Source organism: Streptomyces sp. NPDC102283, assembly GCF_044766265.1.
In the GTDB taxonomy this organism is placed as follows: domain Bacteria; phylum Actinomycetota; class Actinomycetes; order Streptomycetales; family Streptomycetaceae; genus Streptomyces.
Map to the genome: position 1 here is coordinate 151,881 of NZ_JBIWLQ010000016.1, position 21,715 is coordinate 173,595.

The 21,715-nt window shown below is 70.6% G+C and carries 23 protein-coding genes and 5 tRNA genes; 6 read left to right on the forward strand and 22 right to left on the reverse strand.

Annotation, left to right across the window (positions count from 1 at the left end):
* Window positions 1-4: 4 nt before the first annotated feature.
* The 7 genes from rpmF to ACIRJT_RS28335 form a co-directional block, all read right to left on the reverse strand.
* Window positions 5-178 carry a 50S ribosomal protein L32 gene (rpmF, locus tag ACIRJT_RS28305; protein WP_003965982.1) on the reverse strand — a complete coding sequence of 58 codons (174 nt, stop codon included), beginning with the start codon at window positions 176-178 and terminating at the stop codon, window positions 5-7.
* Between the two features lie 2 nt (window positions 179-180).
* A complete protein-coding gene (locus ACIRJT_RS28310; RefSeq protein ID WP_403914382.1) occupies window positions 181-795 on the reverse strand; it encodes a YceD family protein in 615 nt (204 codons plus the stop codon).
* 216 nt (window positions 796-1,011) lie between these two features.
* Window positions 1,012-2,124 carry an ATP synthase F0 subunit B gene (locus ACIRJT_RS28315; protein WP_403914385.1) on the reverse strand — a complete coding sequence of 371 codons (1,113 nt, stop codon included), beginning with the start codon at window positions 2,122-2,124 and terminating at the stop codon, window positions 1,012-1,014.
* Window positions 2,125-2,240: 116 nt separating this feature from the next.
* Window positions 2,241-2,720, reverse strand: coding sequence for a pantetheine-phosphate adenylyltransferase (gene coaD, locus ACIRJT_RS28320; protein WP_007448181.1), 480 nt, complete (start codon window positions 2,718-2,720; stop codon window positions 2,241-2,243).
* A 26-nt stretch (window positions 2,721-2,746) separates the two neighbouring features.
* The gene (gene rsmD / locus ACIRJT_RS28325) at window positions 2,747-3,331 is read right to left on the reverse strand and encodes a 16S rRNA (guanine(966)-N(2))-methyltransferase RsmD (RefSeq protein ID WP_403914388.1); all 585 of its coding nucleotides are present in this window, start codon (window positions 3,329-3,331) and stop codon (window positions 2,747-2,749) included.
* Window positions 3,332-3,484: 153 nt separating this feature from the next.
* The gene (locus ACIRJT_RS28330) at window positions 3,485-6,721 is read right to left on the reverse strand and encodes a helicase-related protein (protein ID WP_403914391.1); all 3,237 of its coding nucleotides are present in this window, start codon (window positions 6,719-6,721) and stop codon (window positions 3,485-3,487) included.
* A gap of 58 nt (window positions 6,722-6,779) precedes the next feature.
* On the reverse strand, window positions 6,780-8,504 hold the full coding sequence (locus ACIRJT_RS28335) for a DAK2 domain-containing protein (RefSeq protein ID WP_403914393.1): 1,725 nt from the start codon (window positions 8,502-8,504) through the stop codon (window positions 6,780-6,782).
* Window positions 8,505-8,760: 256 nt separating this feature from the next.
* On the opposite strand from ACIRJT_RS28335, the gene rpmB reads away from it, so the two are divergent.
* On the forward strand, window positions 8,761-8,946 hold the full coding sequence (gene rpmB, locus ACIRJT_RS28340) for a 50S ribosomal protein L28 (RefSeq protein ID WP_003965989.1): 186 nt from the start codon (window positions 8,761-8,763) through the stop codon (window positions 8,944-8,946).
* Between the two features lie 85 nt (window positions 8,947-9,031).
* On the opposite strand, the gene thiD is transcribed toward rpmB, so the two are convergent.
* Both thiD and ACIRJT_RS28350 read right to left on the reverse strand, forming a co-directional pair.
* The gene (gene thiD / locus ACIRJT_RS28345) at window positions 9,032-9,880 is read right to left on the reverse strand and encodes a bifunctional hydroxymethylpyrimidine kinase/phosphomethylpyrimidine kinase (protein WP_403914396.1); all 849 of its coding nucleotides are present in this window, start codon (window positions 9,878-9,880) and stop codon (window positions 9,032-9,034) included.
* A 38-nt stretch (window positions 9,881-9,918) separates the two neighbouring features.
* Window positions 9,919-10,890 (reverse strand): thiamine-phosphate kinase, encoded by a 972-nt coding sequence (locus tag ACIRJT_RS28350; protein ID WP_371626140.1) that lies wholly within the window; start codon window positions 10,888-10,890, stop codon window positions 9,919-9,921.
* Between the two features lie 219 nt (window positions 10,891-11,109).
* Here ACIRJT_RS28350 and ACIRJT_RS28355 point away from each other — a divergent pair, with 219 nt between their 5' ends.
* Both ACIRJT_RS28355 and ACIRJT_RS28360 read left to right on the forward strand, forming a co-directional pair.
* Window positions 11,110-11,343 carry an Lrp/AsnC family transcriptional regulator gene (locus tag ACIRJT_RS28355; RefSeq protein ID WP_006127869.1) on the forward strand — a complete coding sequence of 78 codons (234 nt, stop codon included), beginning with the start codon at window positions 11,110-11,112 and terminating at the stop codon, window positions 11,341-11,343.
* 20 nt (window positions 11,344-11,363) lie between these two features.
* Window positions 11,364-11,852 carry a DUF3515 domain-containing protein gene (locus ACIRJT_RS28360; RefSeq protein ID WP_371626139.1) on the forward strand — a complete coding sequence of 163 codons (489 nt, stop codon included), beginning with the start codon at window positions 11,364-11,366 and terminating at the stop codon, window positions 11,850-11,852.
* A gap of 15 nt (window positions 11,853-11,867) precedes the next feature.
* On the opposite strand, the gene ACIRJT_RS28365 is transcribed toward ACIRJT_RS28360, so the two are convergent.
* From ACIRJT_RS28365 to ACIRJT_RS28375, 3 genes are read right to left on the reverse strand one after another with little or no spacing between them, the layout of a single operon-like run.
* A complete protein-coding gene (locus tag ACIRJT_RS28365; protein ID WP_403914400.1) occupies window positions 11,868-13,043 on the reverse strand; it encodes a D-alanine--D-alanine ligase family protein in 1,176 nt (391 codons plus the stop codon).
* A gap of 34 nt (window positions 13,044-13,077) precedes the next feature.
* The gene (locus tag ACIRJT_RS28370; RefSeq protein WP_215104298.1) at window positions 13,078-14,088 is read right to left on the reverse strand and encodes an NAD(P)H-dependent glycerol-3-phosphate dehydrogenase; all 1,011 of its coding nucleotides are present in this window, start codon (window positions 14,086-14,088) and stop codon (window positions 13,078-13,080) included.
* Window positions 14,085-14,837, reverse strand: a complete 753-nt coding sequence (locus ACIRJT_RS28375) for a lysophospholipid acyltransferase family protein (RefSeq protein WP_403914403.1) — start codon at window positions 14,835-14,837, stop codon at window positions 14,085-14,087. Before ACIRJT_RS28375 ends, ACIRJT_RS28370 begins: the two co-directional genes overlap by 4 nt.
* Before the next feature lie 147 nt (window positions 14,838-14,984).
* Here ACIRJT_RS28375 and cofC point away from each other — a divergent pair, with 147 nt between their 5' ends.
* Both cofC and ACIRJT_RS28385 read left to right on the forward strand, forming a co-directional pair.
* Complete coding sequence (cofC, locus tag ACIRJT_RS28380; RefSeq protein ID WP_403914499.1) at window positions 14,985-15,671, forward strand: 2-phospho-L-lactate guanylyltransferase; 687 nt, start codon at window positions 14,985-14,987, stop codon at window positions 15,669-15,671.
* A gap of 10 nt (window positions 15,672-15,681) precedes the next feature.
* Window positions 15,682-15,885, forward strand: a complete 204-nt coding sequence (locus ACIRJT_RS28385; RefSeq protein ID WP_032790675.1) for a hypothetical protein — start codon at window positions 15,682-15,684, stop codon at window positions 15,883-15,885.
* Window positions 15,886-16,005: 120 nt separating this feature from the next.
* On the opposite strand, the gene ACIRJT_RS28390 is transcribed toward ACIRJT_RS28385, so the two are convergent.
* From ACIRJT_RS28390 to leuC, 4 genes are all read right to left on the reverse strand, one after another.
* On the reverse strand, window positions 16,006-16,680 hold the full coding sequence (locus ACIRJT_RS28390; protein WP_097867892.1) for an HU family DNA-binding protein: 675 nt from the start codon (window positions 16,678-16,680) through the stop codon (window positions 16,006-16,008).
* A 142-nt stretch (window positions 16,681-16,822) separates the two neighbouring features.
* Window positions 16,823-17,050: a hypothetical protein gene (locus tag ACIRJT_RS28395; RefSeq protein ID WP_032790676.1), complete on the reverse strand. Its 228-nt coding sequence runs from the start codon at window positions 17,048-17,050 to the stop codon at window positions 16,823-16,825.
* 104 nt (window positions 17,051-17,154) lie between these two features.
* Window positions 17,155-17,748: a 3-isopropylmalate dehydratase small subunit gene (gene leuD / locus ACIRJT_RS28400; RefSeq protein WP_403914407.1), complete on the reverse strand. Its 594-nt coding sequence runs from the start codon at window positions 17,746-17,748 to the stop codon at window positions 17,155-17,157.
* Between the two features lie 2 nt (window positions 17,749-17,750).
* The gene (leuC, locus tag ACIRJT_RS28405; protein ID WP_403914410.1) at window positions 17,751-19,178 is read right to left on the reverse strand and encodes a 3-isopropylmalate dehydratase large subunit; all 1,428 of its coding nucleotides are present in this window, start codon (window positions 19,176-19,178) and stop codon (window positions 17,751-17,753) included.
* A 173-nt stretch (window positions 19,179-19,351) separates the two neighbouring features.
* Between leuC and ndgR the strand changes: the two genes are divergently transcribed.
* The gene (ndgR, locus tag ACIRJT_RS28410; RefSeq protein ID WP_003966003.1) at window positions 19,352-20,068 is read left to right on the forward strand and encodes an IclR family transcriptional regulator NdgR; all 717 of its coding nucleotides are present in this window, start codon (window positions 19,352-19,354) and stop codon (window positions 20,066-20,068) included.
* A gap of 198 nt (window positions 20,069-20,266) precedes the next feature.
* On the opposite strand, the gene ACIRJT_RS28415 is transcribed toward ndgR, so the two are convergent.
* The 6 genes from ACIRJT_RS28415 to ACIRJT_RS28440 all read right to left on the reverse strand — a co-directional run bounded on the left by ACIRJT_RS28415 (window position 20,267) and on the right by ACIRJT_RS28440 (window position 21,569).
* Window positions 20,267-20,339 (reverse strand) — tRNA-Glu (locus ACIRJT_RS28415).
* Window positions 20,340-20,359: 20 nt separating this feature from the next.
* Window positions 20,360-20,431: transfer RNA gene (locus ACIRJT_RS28420), tRNA-Gln, on the reverse strand.
* A gap of 12 nt (window positions 20,432-20,443) precedes the next feature.
* A tRNA-Glu gene (locus ACIRJT_RS28425) sits at window positions 20,444-20,516 on the reverse strand.
* Between the two features lie 62 nt (window positions 20,517-20,578).
* A tRNA-Glu gene (locus tag ACIRJT_RS28430) sits at window positions 20,579-20,651 on the reverse strand.
* Window positions 20,652-20,689: 38 nt separating this feature from the next.
* A tRNA-Gln gene (locus tag ACIRJT_RS28435) sits at window positions 20,690-20,761 on the reverse strand.
* 88 nt (window positions 20,762-20,849) lie between these two features.
* Window positions 20,850-21,569 carry an HAD family hydrolase gene (locus ACIRJT_RS28440; RefSeq protein WP_403914413.1) on the reverse strand — a complete coding sequence of 240 codons (720 nt, stop codon included), beginning with the start codon at window positions 21,567-21,569 and terminating at the stop codon, window positions 20,850-20,852.
* Window positions 21,570-21,715: the final 146 nt, after the last annotated feature.

Sequence of the window (21,715 nt, forward strand, 5' to 3'; positions counted from 1 at the left end):
CCGCTCAGACCTCGAGGACCTGGCGCTTGTTGTAGGTGCCGCAGCTCGGGCACGCAATGTGCTGGAGCTTGGGCTCCTGGCAACGCTCGCACGAAACCAGGGTGGGGACCGCAGCCTTCCACTGCGACCGGCGGTGGCGCGTGTTGCTGCGCGACATCTTCCGCTTCGGAACAGCCACGGCTACTTCTCCTGCTTCTCGTCGACGCCAGGTTCGGCGCCGCCCATGTTGTCCTTCTCGCCGTCCTGAACGGTCTCGGCGAGTCCTTGCAGTGCCGCCCAACGAATGTCGAGGGCGTCGTGGTGGTGCTCCGGATTCTCGTCCAGCCTGATTCCGCATTCGGAACACAGACCGGCGCAGGTCTCCTTGCACACCGGCTGCATGGGCAGTGCGAGCACTACCGCGTCACGCAGCATTGACTCGAGGTCGAACAAGCCGTCCTCGAGGAAGAACCTGTCCTCGTCGTCCTCGGCGTCGTCGGCCGGTTCCGCCGCACTGCTGCGGCCCCGGTCATCGGCGTCAGGGTACGAGAACATTTCCTGGAAGTCCGCGTCGACCTCTACGGTCAGCGGCTCCAGACACCTTACGCACTCCCCTTCGGCGGTTGCACGGGCGGTGCCTGTGACAAGCACCCCTTCCATGACCGATTCGAGGCGGAGGTCCAGCTCCACGGGCGCGCCTTCCGGCACGCCGATGACGCCGTCGATGCCCAGGATCGGTGAACCGGGTGCCTCCACCGAGCGGGTCAGCCGCTTCAGGGCACCGGGACGCCGACCCAGCTCGTGCGTATCGAACACGAGAGGGTTGCGGTGGTCGAGGTGGCCGTTCAGGGCTTTTCCTGCTTTCGAATCATGGGTGTCGCGCTGCGAAGGGAGGGCCGTCTACGGTCCGGGGTCGAACCGTCTCCGTTCCGTGGACGAAACGGGCAGCCGAGATCGCGGACCTGTGTGCGACCGAGGATTCAGGATACTGGACGGACCGCTCAGCACCCAATCGGGGCGGCCCGCCCGCGATCAGCGGCCCTGCTCGTACCGGCGCAGCTGTTCCAGGTCGATCATGCTGGTGTCGAAGAGGCTGGTCTCGTCCAGGGCGCCCGCCCCCTGCTGGTCGGCCGCCTGCGGCTGCTGGGGCTGAGGCTGCTGGGACTGGGCCTGCTGGGGCCAGCCGTAGTCGGGCTGGGTCCCCGGCTGGGGCGGGTAGCCGTTCGGGTCGTAGCCGCCCTGCTGCTGGTACGCCGCGTACGGATCGGGCTGCTGCTGGTAGCCGTACGCGTCCTGGACGCCCTGCTGGAGCGGCTGCTCCTGGTAGCCGTACGCCGCCTGCGCGTAGCTCGGCTCACCCTGCGGCGGCGCGGGGTAATGGGGCTGCTGGGGCTGCTGCCGCGGTTCCGGCGCGAGCTCGGCGAGGCCGGCCAGGTAGTCGGCGTCGCTGGTGTGCCCCTGGTCGCCCGCGGCGTCCTGGGCGGCCATGTGCGCACCGAGGTCGTCGCTGGCGACCCGGCCGTGCAGCTTCTGGCGTCCCCTGCCGACCGCCTCCAGGGTCTTCGCGAGGACGGCCTCGAAGGCGCCGAACTTCGCGTCGACGTAGGCGTCGGCCCGCTGCCGCAGGGTCTCCGGGTCGGCGCTGCGCTCGGGGGCCTCGGCGAAGTCGGGGTCCTGATAGCCCTGCTCGTCCAGGCCCTGGCCGCGGCCGAGGAGCTTCTCGCGGCCCCGGTCCACGGAACCGATGGTCTTGGTGAGGACGACCTCGAAGTTGGCGAGCTTGCTGTCGACGTAGTCGTCGGCCTCGGCCCGGACCTCCTCGGCCTCGCGGCGGGCCTCGGACAGGATCCGGTCGGACTCGCTCTGCGACTGGCGGGCGATCTCGGTCTCGGAGATCAGCGAGGCACGCTGGGCGTGGGCCGATTCGATGATCCGCTCGGCCTCCTGCCGGGCCTGCACGGCGAGCTGCTCATGGCCGCCGATCAGCTCCTGCGCCTGGGCGAGGGAACCGGGCAGGGCCTGGCGCACCTCTTCGAGCATGGCGAGCAGCTCGGCGCGGTTGACCACGCACGAGGCCGACATGGGCATGGATCGGGCGCTCCCGACCGCGTCGACGATCTCGTCGAGCTTCTTCTGCACGTCCACCGTGTGCTCGCCACTCTCTGCTGCTCTGTCGAAGCTGCTGCTCCGTTGGAGACGGACGGGACGACTGTAAGGCCAGTCGGCCACCGCCCGACACCTGGTGACGGTCCGTCAGTGGCTCAGCGTTCGCCCAGCCGCTTCACGAGCGCCTCGTGCACGGTCGGCGGCAGCAGGTGGGAGACGTCGCCGCCCCAGGTCGCCACCTCCTTGACCAGCGAGGACGACAGGAAGCTGTACGTCGGATTGGTCGGCACGAAGAGCGTCTCGACGCCGGAGAGGCCGTTGTTCATCTGGGCCATCTGCAGCTCGTAGTCGAAGTCGCTGACGGCCCTCAGGCCCTTCACGATCGCCGGGATCTCCCGCTGCTTGCAGAAGTCCACCAGCAGGCCGTGGAAGGACTCCACCTCGACGTTGCCGAAGTCGGCGGTGACCTCGCGGATCAGCTCGATCCGCTCGTCGACGGTGAACAGCCCCTTCTTGGACTGGTTGATCATCACCGCCACATGCACCACGTCGTACAGCTTCGAGGCTCGGCCAATGATGTCGAGATGTCCGTTGGTGATGGGGTCGAACGACCCCGGACAGACGGCGCGGCGCACTGTGATTCCCTCGCTCTCCGGTCCGGTCATCGTGCGTCTTCGCACGTAGCGGCGGCGCGACCGTACCAAAGCGTTCCCTCGCCGTAACGACGGGACCGCAGTGGCTCGAATCCGGCGGGCCAGCCGAATTCTCCGCCCCGGGTGCTGCGTTCCACGGTGACGAGCACATCGTCGCTGAGCCACCCCTGAGCACGGAGTGTGAGCAGGATCTCGCGAAGATCGTCGTCGGTGACGGCGTACGGCGGGTCCAGGAAGACGACGTCGTACGGGTCTGCGGGCGCCGGTCCTGTCACGATCTGCTCGGCTTTGCCGGTGCGGACCTCGGCACCGGGGAGACCGAGGGTGCGGACGTTGTCGCGGACGGTGCGGACGGCCTTCGGGTCGGCCTCGACGAGCAGGGCGTGGACCGCGCCGCGGGAGAGCGCTTCGAGGCCGACGGCGCCGGACCCGGCGTACAGATCGGCGATCCTGACCCCCTCCAGGGTGCCGAGCAGCGCTTCCCAGGTCGAGAAGAGGCCCTCGCGCGCACGGTCGGAGGTGGGGCGGGTGCCGGTGCCGGGCGGGACGGCCAGGCGGCGTCCGCCGGCCGAGCCGGCGATCACGCGGGTCATGGGTGTGGGGTCCTCGGGGTCGGGGGCGTACGGGGCCGTCGGTGGTCGGTACGCGCGCTGTGCGCGTGCCGTGCGTCCACGATATGGCGTGCGGCCCGCACCGGCCCGACCGGCAGGACGCCCCCGCGCCCTCACCTCTTGTCCCCCGCGCCCTCACCCCTTGTCGAGATACTCCTCACGGTCCTTGTCCAGGAGGGCGGCCAGCACCGTGCGCAGCTCCGGCAGGTGCTCCAGCTCCGGATCGGCGGCGACGACCGCGACGGCCTCCTCCCGGGCGGCCGCGATCACCTCCTCGTCGTCGATGACGGTGAGCATCCGCAGCGAGGAGCGCACTCCGGACTGGGCCTGGCCCAGCACATCGCCCTCGCGGCGCTGCTCCAGGTCGATGCGGGAGAGCTCGAAGCCGTCGAGGGTGGCGGCGACGGCGGAGAGGCGGGCGCGGGCGGGGCTCGCCTCGTGGGCCTCGCTGACCAGCAGGCAGAGCCCGGGGGCGGAGCCGCGGCCGACGCGGCCGCGGAGCTGGTGGAGCTGCGAGACGCCGAAGCGGTCGGCGTCCATGATCACCATGGCGGTGGCGTTGGGGACGTTGACCCCGACCTCGATGACGGTGGTGGCGACCAGGACGTCGACGTCCCCGGCGGCGAACCGGCGCATGACGCCGTCCTTCTCGTCGGGGTGCATCCGTCCGTGCAGCACCTCGACGCTCAGCCCGGCCAGCGCGCCCTTGCGCAGTTCGTCGGCGATCTCCAGCACGGCGAGCGGCGGCCGCTTGTCGCCGTCCTCCTCGGGGGCGGCCTTCTTGGTCTTCGCCTTCTTGCCGCCCTTGCCCTCCGTCTCCTCCGCGTCGTCGCCGATGCGGGGGCAGACCACGTACGCCTGGTGGCCGTTCTCGACCTCCTCGCGGACGCGTTCCCAGGCGCGGGCGAGGAAGTGCGGCTTGTCCTTGGCGGGGACGACATGGCTGGCGATCGGGGAGCGTCCGGCCGGGAGCTGGTCCAGGACGGAGGTCTCCAGGTCTCCGAAGACCGTCATCGCGACCGTGCGGGGGATGGGGGTGGCGGTCATGACGAGGAGGTGGGGCGGCTGTTTGCCCTTCGAGCGCAGCGCGTCTCGCTGTTCCACGCCGAAGCGGTGCTGTTCGTCCACGACGACCAGGCCCAGGTCGTGGAACTGGACCTTGTCCTCGATGAGGGCGTGGGTGCCGATGACGATCCCGGCCTCGCCGGTGACCAGGTCGAGCAGGGCCTGACGGCGGGCCGCCATGCCCATGGACCCGGTGAGCAGGACGACCTTGGTGCCCCGGTCCGAGCCGCCCAGCATGCCGCCCTCGGCCAGCTCGCCCATCATCTCGGTGATCGAGCGGTGGTGCTGCTGGGCGAGGACCTCGGTGGGGGCGAGCATCGCGGCCTGGCCGCCGGCGTCGACAACGGTGAGCATGGCGCGCAGCGCCACCATCGTGTTGTGCGTGACCGTGAAGTGGTCAGTGACGTAGGCGTGGCTCGGATGAGCGACGCTGATGCACTGAACAGGCTTCCTGCCCACATGCTCCACACCACGGATTCCGCGGCGGAAGGTGTTGTACGTGGGCCGCGGCCGCACTCGCTCCGACTTGCGGGTCAGCCGGAAGGGAGCAAATTCATCAGGCAGGGCGATCGAGACGTTGAAGGCCGTCTTCTTCGGCAGCACCCGCGCGCGGCCTCCCAGCGAGCGCACGATCCAGGCCACGTCCTCCGCAAGCCTGAGCGACGCGGAGCAGAGGGAAACGCTCAGCCCGTCCGCCTGGATCGTCCCGTCCGTATCCAACAAGCCCTGCAGCAGGGCCAGCCGATTCTTGATCGAGGTGTTCTTGAAGAGGGTCGGAACGAACTTGTCATGGCAGGTCAAGCCCCAAAGGCCCAGGTCACGGAGTGCCTGGATCACTGGGTTCCGCATGCCTCCGGTCCGTTTGACCCGTTGGATCGTGTAGTCGCAGAGGGACCCGGTCACAGGAACCAGGTGGCACTCCGGTGAGACCGCAGCCCCTACCGCGGCGCGAATCTCGTCGTCGACCGTGGACAGCCGCAGGTTGTACCGAAATGACCCGTCGCCCAACAGCAGGCCGAACAGGTAGGGGTCGAGCGGGAGGGCGCAATCGCTCCCCAGATCGACGGGCGTCGCCACGGGGATGTACCACTTGGACGATCCGTCGGCCTTGAAGGTATCGAGGCGGATCTCCCGTGTCGTCATCACCTTGGGGGGCTGACCGCGATGCCACCCGCAGCTGGTGCCGACGATCCAGAGATGCTCGTCGTCGCACTCAACGGAGCTGCCGTCGGAGAGAAGCAGACGCCACACCTCACGCTCGCCCTGCGGGAACACCCCGTCGACGATGGCGACCTCACCGGTGGGAACGACGACCTCGTCACCGACCCGCAACTCTCCCATCGGCTCGAATCCACCGGGCGTCAGAACCAGCGAGTCGAGGGGCTGGGCCTTGCCCGAGCCGACCTCGCCCTGGAGGAGGCGGTGCATCGGGTGCTCGGTGGCCAGGTCGTCGAAGATCTCCTTGCTGACCTTCTCCTGGCCCTCGGTGAGGGTGAAGGGCAGCTTGGCGTCGAAGGCGTCCAGCAGGCCGTCCGGAGTGGGGCGGCGGGCCACGGCGGGCAGCTGGGTGTCGGCGTACCGGCGGCGGGCCAGGGCGACCTGGAGGACGAACGCCTCGTCCCACTTGAGCCGGGCCCTGGCGTCCTCGACGTCCGCCTTCGTCTGCGGGCGGTGCACCTTCAACAGGGCCTCGGGCAGCGGGGTGAAGCCCCGGCCCTCGCGCAGGGAGGCGGGCAGCGGGTCCACCGCGTCCCGCGCGCTGGGCAGTACGGCGTCGACGGCCTTGGCGATCCGCCAGGAGTCGAGCTGCTTGCAGGCGGGGTAGATCGGCAGCAGCCGTCCGGCGAAGGCGTCCACGGCCTCGGTGGCCTCGTCGGCGTCGGAGGCGTCGAGCAGTTGGTACGTGGGGTGGGCCAGCTGCATCTTGCGGTTGAAGACGGAGACCTTGCCCGCGAACATCGCCTGGCGGCCCGGGAGCAGCTCCTTGTGCGGCTTGTGGACGCCGTGGCCGAAGAAGACCAGCTGGAGCCGGCCGCTGCCGTCGGTCAGGGTGACTTCCAGGCGTTTGCCCCGGCCGTTGTTGAACATCAGGATCCGGGCGTCGGCGACCTGGGCGAGCACCGTGACGTGCTCGTCCAGCGGGAGGTCGGCCAGCGCGGTCAGCTTGCCGCGCTCCTCGTACCGCCGCGGGTAGTGGTGCAGCAGATCACCGACCGTGTGCAGGTCGAGGTGTTCGGCCATCACCTTCGCGGTGGCTCCGCCGAGCAGCTTCAGAAGAGGTTCATCGAACGAGGACACGCGGTCCATTGCACACCACGGCACTGACAGCTGTCCGCCCGGCGCGACCCGTGCCGCGGATTCCGGGCTACTCGACGCCGATCAGCAGGGGTGCGCACTGGTGCCCGCCCCGATAGACGACGGTGTCCACGGCGAGGTAGCCCTCGCGCACGTGGTCCTCCAGCGCTTCGGCCAGCGATTCGGGGACGTCCTCGCCGAGGACGAGGGTGACCAGTTCGCCGCCCGCCGCCAGCATCCGGTCGAGGACGGTGCGGGCGGTGGCGGGGACGTCGGCGCCGATCACGGCCACGTCGCCGTCGATCAGTCCGAGGATGTCCCCGGCCTGGCAGATCCCGGCCATGGTCCACGACTGGCGCTCCGCGACGGCCAGTTCGGCGTAGCGGGTGGCGCCGGCGGCGGCGGTCATGGCGACCACGTCCTCGTCGAAGCCGCGGTCGGGCTCGTGGACGGCGAGAGCGGCGATGCCCTGGACGGCGGCCCGGGTGGGGACGAGGGCGACCCGGACCCCCTCGGTCCTGGCCTGTTCGGCTGCCGCGGCGGCGGTGTGGCGCAGGGCGGCGTCGTTGGGCAGCAGCACCACCTCGCGGGCGTGGGCGCGGCGGATGGCGTCGACCAGTTCGCCGCTGGCGGGCGGTTCGCCGGGGCGGGCGATCACGGTGGTGGCGCCGGCCTCGGTGCAGAGCCCGGCCAGTCCGTCGCCGGGGACCACGACGACGACGGCGCGCTGGGTGGGCTCGGCCTGGACACGGAGGTCGTGGCCGCTCTCGGTGGCGAAGTGGGTGATCCGGATCCGGTAGGGCCGCCCGGCCTCGACGCCCGCCTCCACGGCCGCCCCGGCGTCGTCGACGTGGACGTGGACGTGCCAGAGGCCGTCGCCGCCCACCACGACCAGGGAGTCGCCGAGCGCGTCGAGCCGGGTGCGCAGCCGGGCCACCTGCTCGTCACGGGCCTCCAGGAGGTAGATCACCTCGAACGCGGGCCCGGCGCCCCCGTCCTCGGGGCAGTCCAGCGGTCCCATCCCCGCGGGTCCTCCGGGAACGCCGCCCTCGACCGGGGTGCAGCCCACGGGCAGGCCCACCACGGAGCCGCCGTCCACGGGCACGGGCGTCCTCCCGGGCCCGGTGCGGGGCCCCCGTGCCGGAGCCTGCCCGGTCACGGCCTCCACCAGCGCGCCCAGGACCGCGACCAGTCCCCGGCCCCCGGCGTCGACCACGCCCGCCCGGCCGAGGACGGCCAGCTGCTCGGGCGTCCTCGCGAGGGCCGCGAGCGCACCGTCGTACGCGGCGTGCACGACGGTGCGCAGGTCGGATTCCTCGCCCGCGGCGGGTTCGCCCGCCGCGGCCTCGGCGGCAGCGGCGGCGACGGTGAGCACGGTGCCCTCGACGGGGTGGGCGACGGCCCGGCGGGCGGCGTCGGCGGCCCGGGTGAGGGCGAGGCGCAGGTGGGCCGCGTCGCCGCCGTCGGCCAGCACCCCGGCCATCCCGCGCAGCAGCTGGGCCAGGATCGTGCCGGAGTTCCCCCGGGCACCGATCAGGGCGCCGTGCGCCATGGCGCGTACGGCGTCGGCGGTGGCGGGCGCGGTGGTTCCGGTCTCATGCGCGGCGAACACCGCTTCGACGGCCGCGGCTGCGGACTCGACGGTCAGATAGAGGTTGGTGCCGGTGTCCCCGTCCGCGATGGGATAGACGTTGATCGCGTCGATCTCCGCGCGCTCCCGGCCCAGGGCCTCCAGGGCCAGTGAGCACCAGGTGCGCACCGCGACGGCGTTCAGATCGTCGGGGGGCTGCGGCACCGATGGTCCTCCTCGAACGGCCGTGGCGACGGACTGCACCGCAGGTTAGCCCGCCTGCCGGGGTTCCGGTCCGGACAGGGGGCGGGCGGGGCGGGGGGCCGACCCGTGGTAGTTTCGTATCTCCGGAGCAGGCGTTGTATGCTGCTCCGGTTGCCCGATGAGAGTCGGGCCATTCCTCCGGTACCGCCACTTCAGTCAAATGATTCCGGCGCGCCGGATTTCACTGTAAGTGCATCTGAAGTCTTTGGAGTGACCCGTGGCTGCCAACTGCGACGTTTGCGGCAAGGGGCCGAGCTTCGGCAACAGCATTTCGCACTCGCACCGCCGTACGTCCCGTCGCTGGAATCCCAACATCCAGCGCGTGCGTGCCGTGGTCGGTCGGACGCCGAAGCGGCTCAACGTCTGCACCTCGTGCATCAAGGCCGGCAAGGTCGCGCGCTGACGTCCCCGTCGTAGCGCAGCCTGCCGGTTGCCCAAAAAGCCGGTCCATCTCGGTGGACCGGCTTTTTGCTGTGCTCAGACGCTGATCAGGCGGCCGGGTCGGTGCCGGCCGGGTCGGTGCCGGTCGAGCCGGCCGGGCGGGTGCGCCAGCCGTGGTCGACGGGGCCGATGCCGCCGCCGAGCGGGAAGCCGGCCTCGATCGCGCCGGTGACGTACGTCTTCGCGTCCCGTACCGCCGTGGGCACGTCCTTGCCGAGCGCGAGCCCGGAGGCGATGGCGGAGGCCAGGGTGCAGCCGGTGCCGTGGGTGTGGCGGTTGTCGTGCCGGGGGGCGCGCAGCCAGTGTTCCGCGTTCCCGTCGGTGAGCAGGTCCACCGCCTCACCGGGCAGGTGGCCGCCCTTGATCACGACCCAGCGCGGTCCGAAGGCGAGGATCTCCTCGGCGGCGCGGCGCATCCCGCTCTCGTCGGTGACCGTGACCCCGGTGAGCTGGGTCACTTCGTCGAGGTTCGGGGTGGCCACGGTGGCGACGGGCAGCAGCTTCGTCCGTACGGAATCGAGGGCCTCGGCGGCCAGCAGCGCGTCGCCGTGCTTGGAGACGCCGACCGGGTCGACGACGACGGGGGCGTCGGTTGTGGCGAGGAGTGCGGCGACGGTCTCCACGAGGGCGGCGGAGGAGAGCATTCCGGTCTTCACGGCCTGGACGCCGATGTCGTCGACGACGCTGCGGTACTGGGCGCGTACGGCGTCCACCGGAAGCTCCCACGCGCCTTGGACGCCGAGGGAGTTCTGCGCGGTGACGGCGGTGAGCACGCTCATGCCGTGCACGCCGAGCGCGAGCATCGTCTTCAGATCGGCCTGGATCCCCGCACCGCCGCCGGAGTCGGATCCGGCGACGGTGAGCACGCGGGGCGGTACAGCGGTACGTATGGGCATACGCAGCAATCTAGCGGCAGCGCCGGACGGACCGGCCGCTAGTGGGTGTCCTCGATGGAGCCGAAGTGGTCCCAGCCGCCCTTGCTGGTCCAGGGCGCTCCGTCGACGGTGACCTGGGGCAGGGCGGAGGGGTTGAGGACCTCGCCGATCACCTTCCAGCGGGCGGGCAGTTTCACGTCCGGCGGGAAGGTCGCCACGATCGCGTGGTCCTCTCCCCCGGTCAGTACCCACTGGAGCGGGTCGACGCCGACGGCCTGGCCGATGTCGGACATCTGCGAGGGGATGTCGATGAGGCCGGAGCGCAGGTCGATGCGGACCTTGCTGGACTCCGCGATGTGTCCGAGGTCCGCGACGAGGCCGTCGCTGACGTCGGTCATCGCGGTGGCGCCGAGTCCGGCGGCCGCGGGGCCCGCGTGGTACGGCGGTTCGGGGCGGCGGTGCGCTTCGACGAAGGCGCGGGGCGAGCGGAAGCCGCGGGAGAGCACGGCGTATCCGGCGGCGGACCAGCCGAGCCAGCCGGTGACCGCGACGACGTCGCCGGGGCGGGCGCCGGCCCGGGTGACCGGTTCGTGGTTGCGCAGGTCGCCGAGGGCGGTGATCGCGACGGTGATCGTGTCGCCGCCGACCACATCGCCGCCGACCACGGCGGCGCCCGCCACCTGGCACTCGTCGCGCAGCCCGTCCATCAGTTCGGCGGCCCAGGTGACGGGGAGGTCGGCGGGGACGACGAGGCCGAGGAGCAGCGCGGTGGGCACGGCGCCCATGGCCGCGATGTCGGCGAGGTTCTGTGCGGCGGCCTTGCGGCCGACGTCGTACGCCGTCGACCAGTCACGCCGGAAGTGCCGGCCTTCCAGCAGGATGTCCGTACTGGCCACGACCCTGCGGTCGGGGGCGGCCACGACCGCGGCGTCGTCGCCGGGCCCCAGCCGTACCGCCGGAGTGGTGGTGAGCCGGGACGTGAGCTCTCTGATGAGCCCGAACTCCCCCAACTCGCCCACGGTTCCCTTCACCGAGTCTCACCTCTCCTTTATCGCCCCGGACACCCGTCCGGGCCCCCGGTCGCGAGCCGTCTGTGCTGTCGGTACCGTCAAGAGATACGTCAACTTCTGCGCCCTGTACGCCACGCTGTGGACGTCATCCGGCCCGTAGGTCTCCCCGTGGCCCGCGGCAACGCGATAACGTGGCGTCCCTTTCCCCCACATGATCCTCGTGGCCGCCCTGGAGGTTCCGTGGTACAGGCGTACATCCTCATCCAGACCGAAGTGGGCAAGGCGTCGATCGTCGCCGAGACCATTTCCAAGATTCCGGGAGTCATCCAGGCAGAGGACGTCACCGGTCCGTACGACGTGATCGTGCGGGCCCAAGCAGACACGGTCGATGAACTCGGCCGCATGGTGGTCGCCAAGGTTCAGCAGGTGGACGGCATCACACGGACCCTGACCTGCCCGGTCGTCCACCTCTGACCCCCGTCTAGGCTGGGCCGGTGACGTCATCCGCCCGCCGTTCCCCCCGCTCGATGTTCCTCGGTCCGTCCGCTGCCGTGCTCGTGCTGGCCGCGGCGGGCTGTTCCCTCAGCGACGCGGAGCCCTCGATCACGGTTCCGACGCCGTCCTCGGAGGCCGCCGCGTACTGCGAGGCCCTGCACGAGGAACTGCCGGAGACCGTCCTCGAACTGGAACGCAGCGACCCCTCCCCGGATTCGGAGCTGACCGCCGGCTGGGGGGACGGGGCGATCGTACTGCGCTGCGGGGTCCCCCGGCCCGCCAAGATGGACGACCCCCAGTCGCAGGGCGTCGAGGCGGACGGTGTGCAGTGGATGCTGGAGGAGCCCGAGGGCTCCGGTCCGCGGTTCACGACCACGTACCGCAAGGCGTACGTCGAGGTCACGCTGGACTCGACGTACGCCCACGACATCACGCCGCTGGCCTCGTTCGCCGGCCCGGTCTCCAAGACGGTACCGAGCAAGTTCTGAAGGCCGTCGGCTTCGTCAGCGCAGTCCGGTGGAGCGGCTCAACGCGGCCTGGATCAGCCGGTCGACCAGCTCCGGGTAGCTGACGCCGCTCTCCTGCCACATGCGCGGGTACATGGAGATCGGGGTGAAGCCCGGCAGCGTGTTGATCTCGTTGATGACGAAGGAGCCGTCCTCGGTGAGGAAGAAGTCTGCGCGCACCAGGCCCTCGCAGGAGACGGCGTCGAAGGCGGCGACGGCGAGCCGCTGGACTTCGGCGGTCTGCTCCTCGGTGAGCGGAGCGGGCACGAGCCCGGCGGCCGAGTCGATGTACTTGGCCTCGAAGTCGTAGAAGTCGTGCGCGGTGACCGGCGGGATCTCGGCGGGCACGCTGGCGCGCGGGCCGTCCTCGAACTCCAGCACCCCGCACTCGATCTCGCGGCCGCGCAGCAGCGACTCGACGAGGAACTTCGGGTCGTGGCGGCGGGCCTCCTCGATCGCCTCGTCGAGTCCTTCGACGGAGTCGACCTTCGTGATGCCCATCGAGGAGCCGCCACGGGCGGGCTTGATGAACAGCGGCCAGCCGTGCTCGCCGGCGAAGTCCACGATCCGCTTGCGGGCGGCGGCGGGGTCGTTGTCCCACTCGCGGGGGCGGACGACCTCGTACGGGCCGACCGGCAGCCCGAAGGAGAGGAAGACGCGCTTCATGTACTCCTTGTCCTGGCCGACCGCGGAGGCGAGGACACCCGCGCCGACGTAGGGCACACCGGAGAGTTCGAGGAGACCCTGGAGGGTGCCGTCCTCCCCGTACGGACCGTGGAGCACGGGGAAGACGACGTCGACCTCGCCCAGTGCCTTGGGCACGGAGCCGGGTTCGCTGTAGAGGACCTCGCGGCTGCCGGGGTCCACGGAGAGCACGACGCTGCCCTCGGCGGACTCGGTGAGCCGGTCCACGTCGGGGACCTTGCGGTCGGTGATGGCCATGCGTTCGGGATCGTCGGCGGTGAGGGCCCAGCGGCCGTCCGTCGTGATGCCGATCGGCAGGACGTCGTACTTGGTCCGGTCGATGGCCTTCATGACGGCGCCGGCCGTGACGACCGAGATGCCGTGTTCGGAGCTGCGGCCGCCGAACACGACAGCCACGCGGGGCTTGCGGCGCTGCGGCTCAGGGCTCTCGGCGCGCTCAGGGCTCTGGGGGAGGTTCTCGCTGCTCATATCGCGATGAGCGTACCTGCTGGTAGGGGAGACGTCAGCGTCGCTCGGCCTTGGCGCTCCGCGACATCAGCTCCTTGACGGCGACGACCGGGGACTTGCCCTCGTGGACGATGGAGACGACGGTCTCGGTGATGGGCATGTCGACCCCGTGCCTGCGGGCCAGGTCGAGGACCGATTCGCAGGACTTGACGCCCTCGGCGGTCTGCTTGGTGACGGCGATCGTCTCCTGGAGCGTCATGCCCCGGCCGAGGTTGGTGCCGAAGGTGTGGTTGCGCGAGAGCGGCGAGGAGCAGGTGGCCACCAGGTCGCCCAGGCCCGCGAGTCCGGAGAACGTCAGCGGGTCGGCGCCCATGGCCAGGCCCAGCCGGGTGGTCTCGGCGAGGCCCCGGGTGATGAGGGAGCCCTTGGTGTTGTCGCCGAGGCCCATGCCGTCCGCGATGCCGACGGCGAGGCCGATGACGTTCTTCACGGCGCCGCCGAGCTCGCAGCCGACGACGTCGGTGTTGGTGTACGGCCGGAAGTAGGAGGTGTGGCAGGCGGCCTGGAGGCGCTGGGCGACGGACTCGTCGGCGCAGGCGACGACGGCCGCGGCGGGGCGCCGCTCGGCGATCTCCTTGGCCAGGTTGGGTCCCGAGACGACGGCGATACGGTCGGCGGACACCTTCGTGACGTCCGCGATCACCTCGCTCATCAGCTCGGCGGTGCCCAGCTCGACGCCCTTCATCAGGGAGACCAGGACGGTGTCCGGCTCCAGGTGCGGGGCCCAGTCGGCGAGGTTGGCGCGCAGCGTCTGGGAGGGCACGACGAGGAACGCGAACTCCGCCCCGCGCAGAGCCTCGGCGGCGTCCGTGGTGGCGTGGATGGAGTCGGGGAGCGCGATGCCCGGGAGGTAGTCCGGGTTGGTGCGGGTGGTGTTGATGGTCTCGGCGACCTCGGCGCGGCGGCCCCAGAGGGTGACCTCGCAGCCCGCGTCGGCGAGGATCACGGCGAAGGCCGTACCCCATGAGCCGGTTCCGAAGACGGCTGCTTTTACGGGGTGCGTCACGTGGGTCCCTTTCCCTGGGCCCTGCGCCGTTGTTCAGCACGGGCTTTGCGGTGATCGTAGAGCTCGGCGGGCGCCTTCTCGCCGCGCAGGTCCTCCAGCTCGCGGGTGACCGCCGCCATGATGGCCTCGGTGGCCTCGCGGAGCACCTCGGGGGTCGGCTCCAGACCGTAAAAGCGGCTGAGGTCGACGGGCGGTCCGGCCTGCACCTGGAGCGTCTTGCGGGGGAACAGCCGGAACTTGTTCTCCTCGGCGTACGGCGGCATCGCGAGGTTGGCGCCCCACTGGGCGACGGGGATGACGGGCGCCTTGGTCATCAGGGCGACCCGGGCGGCCCCGGTCTTGCCGGCCATCGGCCACATGTCGGGGTCCCGGGTGAGGGTGCCCTCGGGGTAGAAGGCGACGCACTCGCCGCGCTCGATGGCGTCCACGGCGGCCCGGAAGGCGTCCAGGGCGTTGGTGGTCTCGCGGTAGACCGGGATCTGGCCGGTGCCGCGCAGCATCGTCCCGACGAACGGGGTGCGGAAGAGGCCGGCCTTCGCCAGGAGCCGAGGCACCCGCCCGGTGTTGTACTGGAAGTGGCCGTAGGAGAGCGGGTCCAGATAGGAGTTGTGATTGACGGCGGTGATGAATCCGCCTTCGGCCGGAATGTGTTCCATCCCCCGCCAGTCGCGCTTGAACAGAACCACCAGTGGCGGCTTGGCGATGACCGCCGCCAGGCGGTACCAGAAGCCGATTCTGCGGCGGGACACTCGGACACCTTCCTTAAGTATTTCGGCCTGCGGCCTGGCTACTGACGGTCAAGTCTCGCCCCGGGCCCCTGCTCTGTCGAGAACACCGTACGCCTCACGTTCGGTAGCGGACCTCCAGGTTGTCGTACCGGCAGGCGAGAATAAGTCCTGACGCGTACGGAGGGGGAGATCGCCACGAACACCGATCCGGCCGGGCCCTGGTCCCTGGTCGTTCCGTTGAAGCCGCTCGCCCGGGCCAAGAGCCGCCTGGGGCGGGCGGCGGGCGAGGATGCGCGGCCCCGGCTGGCCCTGGCGTTCGCCCAGGACACGGTGGCCGCGGCGCTGGCCTGCCCCGGGGTGCGGGATGTGGTGGTCGTCACGGACGACGCCGTGGCCGCGACGGCTCTCTCCGCGCTCGGGGCACGGATCGTGCCGGACGCTCCCGGGGCCGGGCTCAACGCGGCGCTCGCGCACGGCGCACGCTCCGTGCGGGCCCTGCGGCCCGCCGCCGCGGTGGCCGCGCTCAACGCGGATCTGCCGGCACTGCGCACCGACGAATTGGCGCGGGTGCTCGATTTTGCTTCCGCTTTTCCCAACGCTTTTCTCCGCGACGCGGCCGGAATCGGAACGACATTGCTGACCGCCGCGAGCGGTGCGGAATTCCGTCCGGCTTTCGGTGGTCCGTCCGGGGCCCGGCACCTGGCGTCGGGAGCGGTGGAAATAGCGCTGTCCGGCGTCGACTCGGTGCGCCGGGACGTGGATACGGGCGAGGATCTGCGGGTCGCCCTGGCCCTGGGGGTGGGGTCGCACACGGCGCGGATCACGGCAGCGCCCGCCCCTGCCCACGACCGATAGGCTGCCGCCCATGCAGGCGACCTCGTACACGTACGACCCCGAGACCCGCAGCGGCAGCGTGCTGCTGGACGACGGCACCCCGGTGGACTTCGACGCCCCGGCCTTCGACGCGGGCGGCCTGCTGCTGCTGCGTCCGGGGCAACGGGTGCGGATCGAGGGCGAGGGCGAGGGCGCGGCCCTGCGGATCACGCTGGTGACACTGCAGACGTTCTGACCCTGCCCCCGACCGGAGCGGAACCGCTGGGCCGAACGAGGCCCGGACAGCCCGCGGGCCGGGCTCCCCCGGAGGGGAGCCCGGCCCGGCGCGTTGTGAGGAGCGAGCGGGTGCCCGGTCTCACTTCTTGCGTGCGGTGGCCTTCTTGGCCGTGGTCGTGCGCGCCGTGGTCTTCTTGGCGGGCGCCTTCTTCGCCGTGGTCTTCTTGGCGGGCGCGGTCTTGCTGGGAGAGGCCTTCTTGGCGGTCGTCGCGGCCTTCTTCGCCGGAGTCGCCTTCTTGGCGGCCGCGGAGGCCTTCTTGGCCGTCGCGGTGGTCTTCTTCGCGGTGACCTTCTTGGCTGCGGCGGTGGTCTTCTTCGCCGGAGTCGCCTTCTTGGCGGTGGTCTTCTTCGCGGTGGCCTTCTTGGCGGCCGACTTCTTGGCGGCGGCGGCCTTCACCGTCGTACGGGCGGCGGAGGAGCCGCCCGAGAGGCTGCCCTTGGGGGCCTTCTTGACGGCCACGTCGTTCTTGGGGAGCTTCTTCGAGCCGCTCACCAGGTCCTTGAAACCCTGGCCCGCGCGGAAGCGGGGCACCGAGGTCTTCTTGACCCGGACGCGCTCACCCGTCTGCGGGTTGCGGGCGTACCGGGCGGGGCGGTCGACCTTCTCGAACGAGCCGAAGCCGGTGACCGAGACACGGTCCCCGGCGACAACGGCACGGACGATCGCGTCGAGTACCGCGTCGACAGCGTCTGCGGCCTGCTGACGGCCACCGACCTTGTCGGCAATCGCTTCTACGAGCTGCGCCTTGTTCACGTCTTCCCCTTCGGAGACATTGCCAGAACGAAAGTGTTCAAGCTTTTTCGCACGTTAGGCAGATATATACCGCAAATCAAACACGAAACGGGCTAATCACCCTAGTGCCGCAACGAAGTCGACCGATGCGCAGTTCCACGTGTCAGTCACCTTCGGGGAATCGGCCCTCATCGAGGTCCTTCATCAACCGGTCCAGACGCCTTGCCGCGTCCGGGAGATCGTGCTTCGCCGCGGCCGTGACGACCAGCAGCTTCCGGGTCAGCGCCATCCGTACGCTCTCCGGGACTTGCAGTGCACGCACCTTCGCGTGCGCTTCCTTCAATCGGTCGGCGACTTGGCCATAGAGCTTGAGTTGGCTGTCGCGTTCCATGCACCGATTGTGCCATCTGGGGCGAGTTGTCGCCCGACGGGGTCTCAACAAGCGACTGCGCCCCCTGCCGGGAGGCAGGGGGCGCAGTCCTGGAAAAGCGCTGCTCAGGCCGTAATGGTACGCGGCTTGAAGGCGGGCCTGGCCGCCTCGTACGCGGCGATGTCCGCTTCGTTCTGAAGGGTGAGGCTGATGTCGTCGAGGCCGTTGAGCAGTCGCCAGCGGGCGTTCTCGTCGAGCTCGAAGTCGGCGGTGATGCCCTCGGCACGGACCTGGCGGGCCTCCAGGTCGACGGTCACCTCGGCGGTCGGGTCGGCCTCCGTCAGCTCCCAGAGAGCGTCGACGACCTTCTGCTCCAGGACCACGGTGAGCAGCCCGTTCTTCAGCGAGTTACCGCGGAAGATGTCGGCGAAGCGGGGAGAGATGACGGCCTTGAAGCCGTAGTTCTGCAGGGCCCAGACCGCGTGTTCGCGGGAGGAGCCCGTACCGAAGTCGGGACCGGCGACCAGGACCGAGGCGCCCCGGCGTTCGGGGCGGTTGAGGACGAAGTTCTCGTCCTTGCGCCAGGCTTCGAAGAGCCCGTCCTCGAACCCGTCGCGGGTGACCTTCTTCAGCCAGTGCGCGGGGATGATCTGGTCGGTGTCGACGTTGCTGCGGCGCAGCGGAACGGCCCGGCCGGTGTGTGTGGTGAATGCTTCCATGGCTATCGGACTCCGGCGGGGGTACGGGCGTCGGACAGGTCGGCGGGCGAGGCCAGATGGCCCAGCACCGCGGTGGCGGCGGCGACCTGGGGCGAGACCAGATGGGTGCGGCCGCCCTTGCCCTGCCGGCCCTCGAAGTTGCGGTTCGAGGTGGAGGCGGAGCGCTCGCCGGGGGCCAGCTGGTCGGGGTTCATGCCGAGGCACATCGAGCAGCCCGCGTGCCGCCATTCGGCGCCGGCCTCGGTGAAGACCTTGTCCAGGCCCTCGGAGACGGCCTGGAGCGCGACCCGGACCGAGCCGGGGACGACCAGCATCCGTACGCCTGTCGCGACTTTGCGGCCGTCCAGGATCGAGGCCGCGTTACGCAGGTCCTCGATGCGGCCGTTGGTGCACGAACCTACGAAGACGGTGTCGACGTTGATGTCGCGCAGCGGCTGCCCGGCGGTCAACCCCATGTATTCCAGGGCCTTTTCGGCGGCGAAGCGCTCCGAGGCGTCCTCGTACGAAGCCGGGTCGGGGACATTGGCCGACAGGGGCGCGCCCTGGCCGGGGTTGGTGCCCCAGGTGACGAACGGGGCCAGTTCGGTGGCGTCGATGACGACCTCGGCGTCGAACACCGCGTCGTCGTCGGAGCGCAGGGTCTTCCAGTACGCGACGGCGGCGTCCCACTCCTCGCCCTCGGGGGCGTGGTCGCGGCCCTCGAGGTAGTCGAAGGTGGTGGCGTCCGGGGCGATCATGCCCGCGCGGGCGCCGGCCTCGATCGACATGTTGCAGATGGTCATCCGGGCCTCCATCGAGAGCTTCTCGATGGCGGAGCCGCGGTATTCGAGGATGTAGCCCTGGCCGCCGCCGGTCCCGATGCGGGCGATGATCGCCAGGATCAGGTCCTTCGCGGTGACCTCGTCGGGCAGTTCGCCCTCGACCGTGATGGCCATGGTCTTCGGGCGGGCCAGCGGCAGCGTCTGGGTGGCGAGGACGTGCTCCACCTGGCTGGTGCCGATGCCGAACGCCAGCGCGCCGAACGCACCGTGCGTGGAGGTGTGGGAGTCGCCGCAGACCACGGTGGTGCCGGGCTGGGTCAGCCCCAGCTGCGGGCCGACCACGTGCACGACGCCCTGCTCGACGTCGCCCAGCGGGTGCAGCCGGACGCCGAAGTCCGCGCAGTTCTTGCGCAGGGTCTCCAGCTGGGCGCGCGAGATCGGGTCGGCGATCGGCTTGTCGATGTCGAGGGTCGGGGTGTTGTGGTCCTCGGTGGCGATGGTGAGGTCGAGGCGTCGTACCGGACGTCCGGCCTGGCGCAGCCCGTCGAAGGCCTGCGGGCTGGTCACCTCGTGCAGCAGGTGCAGATCGATGAAGAGGAGGTCGGGCTCGCCCTCCGCGCGCCGGACGACATGGTCGTCCCAGACCTTCTCCGCGAGTGTCCTACCCATCGCTTTCCCTCCGGCCGGCGTCGTCGCCGGCCCAACTAGAGATTCGGTGTGCCCCGTCCGGACCCCCGTGCGGGGCGGTGGCTACGAGCCGTTGTGCGGCCGCCCTCACAGGTTCGCAACTTCCGCCGGAAATTGAACTTGCGTTTCACAGAGTGAGACGGGAGTATCGTCGTATGGACAACTCTAGCGGCGTCGGCGTTCTCGACAAGGCAGCTCTGGTATTGAGCGCCCTGGAGTCCGGTCCGGCCACCCTCGCCGGGCTGGTCGCGGCGACCGGGCTCGCACGGCCCACGGCCCATCGACTGGCCGTGGCACTGGAACACCACCGGATGGTGGCGAGGGATATGCAGGGCCGGTTCATTCTCGGCCCCCGGCTGTCGGAACTGGCAGCCGCGGCGGGCGAGGACCGCCTGCTGGCCACGGCCGGACCGGTGCTCACCCACCTGCGCGACATCACCGGCGAGAGCGCTCAGCTCTACCGCCGGCAGGGCGACATGCGCATCTGCGTGGCGGCGGCGGAACGGCTGTCCGGACTCCGGGACACGGTGCCGGTCGGCTCGACCCTCACGATGAAGGCGGGCTCCTCCGCCCAGATCCTGATGGCCTGGGAGGAGCCCGAGCGCCTGCACCGGGGCCTCCAGGGCGCCAGGTTCACGGCGACGGCGCTCTCCGGCGTACGGCGGCGGGGCTGGGCCCAGTCGATCGGCGAGCGGGAGCCGGGCGTCGCCTCGGTCTCCGCTCCGGTGCGCGGCCCCTCGAACCGGGTGGTCGCGGCGGTCTCGGTCTCCGGGCCGATCGAGCGGCTGACCCGCCACCCGGGCCGGATGCACGCCCAGGCGGTCATCGACTCGGCGGCACGACTCAGCGAGGCCCTGCGCCGCACGGGCTGAGGCCGCACGTCACTCCTCCTGACCGAACTCCCGGAAGGCCGCCCCAGCGTCGTGGCGGCCCTTTTTCCTTTCCGGGCCCCTTCCCCCGCCCGGCGCAACCACGGTGCCGGGCAGGCGACTTGGCGCGGGACGCCCTCGCCCCGGACAAGCGGGAAGGCCCTCCACCGAGGTGAAGGGCCTTCCTGTACCACTCTGTTGTACCCCCGACCGGATTTGAACCGGCGCTACTGCCGTGAGAGGGCAGCGTGCTAGGCCGCTACACAACGGGGGCGCGTTTACTGCTGACTTGCGCTGGGCTACCAGGACTCGAACCTAGAATGACGGTACCAGAAACCGTAGTGTTGCCAATTACACCATAGCCCATGGTGTGACAAGTACCCCCGACCGGATTCGAACCGGCGCTACTGCCGTGAGAGGGCAGCGTGCTAGGCCGCTACACAACGGGGGCCCTAGCGATCCTGCATCGAGAGCGATGGGTGCGACCCATGATGTTCTCGCGGGAAGGATCTGTACCCCCGACCGGATTCGAACCGGCGCTACTGCCGTGAGAGGGCAGCGTGCTAGGCCGCTACACAACGGGGGCTTGTGCTACTGATGTTGCTCGTACTGCTTGGTCTTGCGCTGGGCTACCAGGACTCGAACCTAGAATGACGGTACCAGAAACCGTAGTGTTGCCAATTACACCATAGCCCACTGAAACGCAACCCCTGGTGGGGGCTTCATCTCTGTCTGCGCTTCCCGGCCGGATCTTTCGGCCCGCTCGGGCGGCGCAGAAAGAACATTACCCGAAGGTGTCCGGCGCTCCAAAACGGGTATTGCCCGCCAGCAGACGGGGCAGCTGGTCGAGCCCGGTGATCGACACGAGATCCGGCCTTCCGCCCCTGCCCCGCCGGTCGAGCCAGATGCCCCTCAGCCCGGCGGCCACGGCCCCGCCGGCGTCGATGTCGGGCTCGTCGCCCACGTACACCACCTCGTGCGGCTCCAGCGCGAGCGCCTCGCAGGCCGCGAGGAAGGCGCCGGCCTCCGGCTTGGCGATCCCCAGCTCCACGGCGCAGACCATCGACTCGAACCGGTCGCGGACGCCGAGCGCGGTGAGCTTGTGGTGCTGGTGCTGGGTGTTGGCGTTGGACAGGATCCCGTGCCGGTAGTCGCGGGCCAGCAGGTCCAGCACGGGCAGCACGTCCGGGAAGAGCGCCCACGCGGCCTCGTAATGAGCGGCGTGACGCCCGAACCACGCCTCGGCCTCGGCGTCCTCCAGGTCCCGTGACAGGAACTCCCGCACCCGGTCCCGCCGCTGTCCGCGGAAGTCCGTCTCTCCGGCGGTCATGCGCGCCCAGTGCCGGACGCTCAACGCCCGCCAGGTCTCAAGGGCCACGTCCACCGAGGCGTACGCCTCGGGCAGGCCCTCGCGCTCCAGGTGCTGCCGCATTCCGGTGCGGTCGGCGTTGGAGTAGTCGAAGATCGTGTCGTCGATGTCCCACAGCACGGCTCGGATCGGCATGGACCTCACGGTAGCCGTCCGAAGTCGTCGGCGGGGGCCAAAAGCCGAGGGGGGGGGGGGGGGGGGGGGGGGGGGCCCCCCCCCCCGCGGGGGGGGGGGGGGGCGGGGGGGGGCGGGGCCCCCCCCGCGCCCCCCCCCCCCCCCCG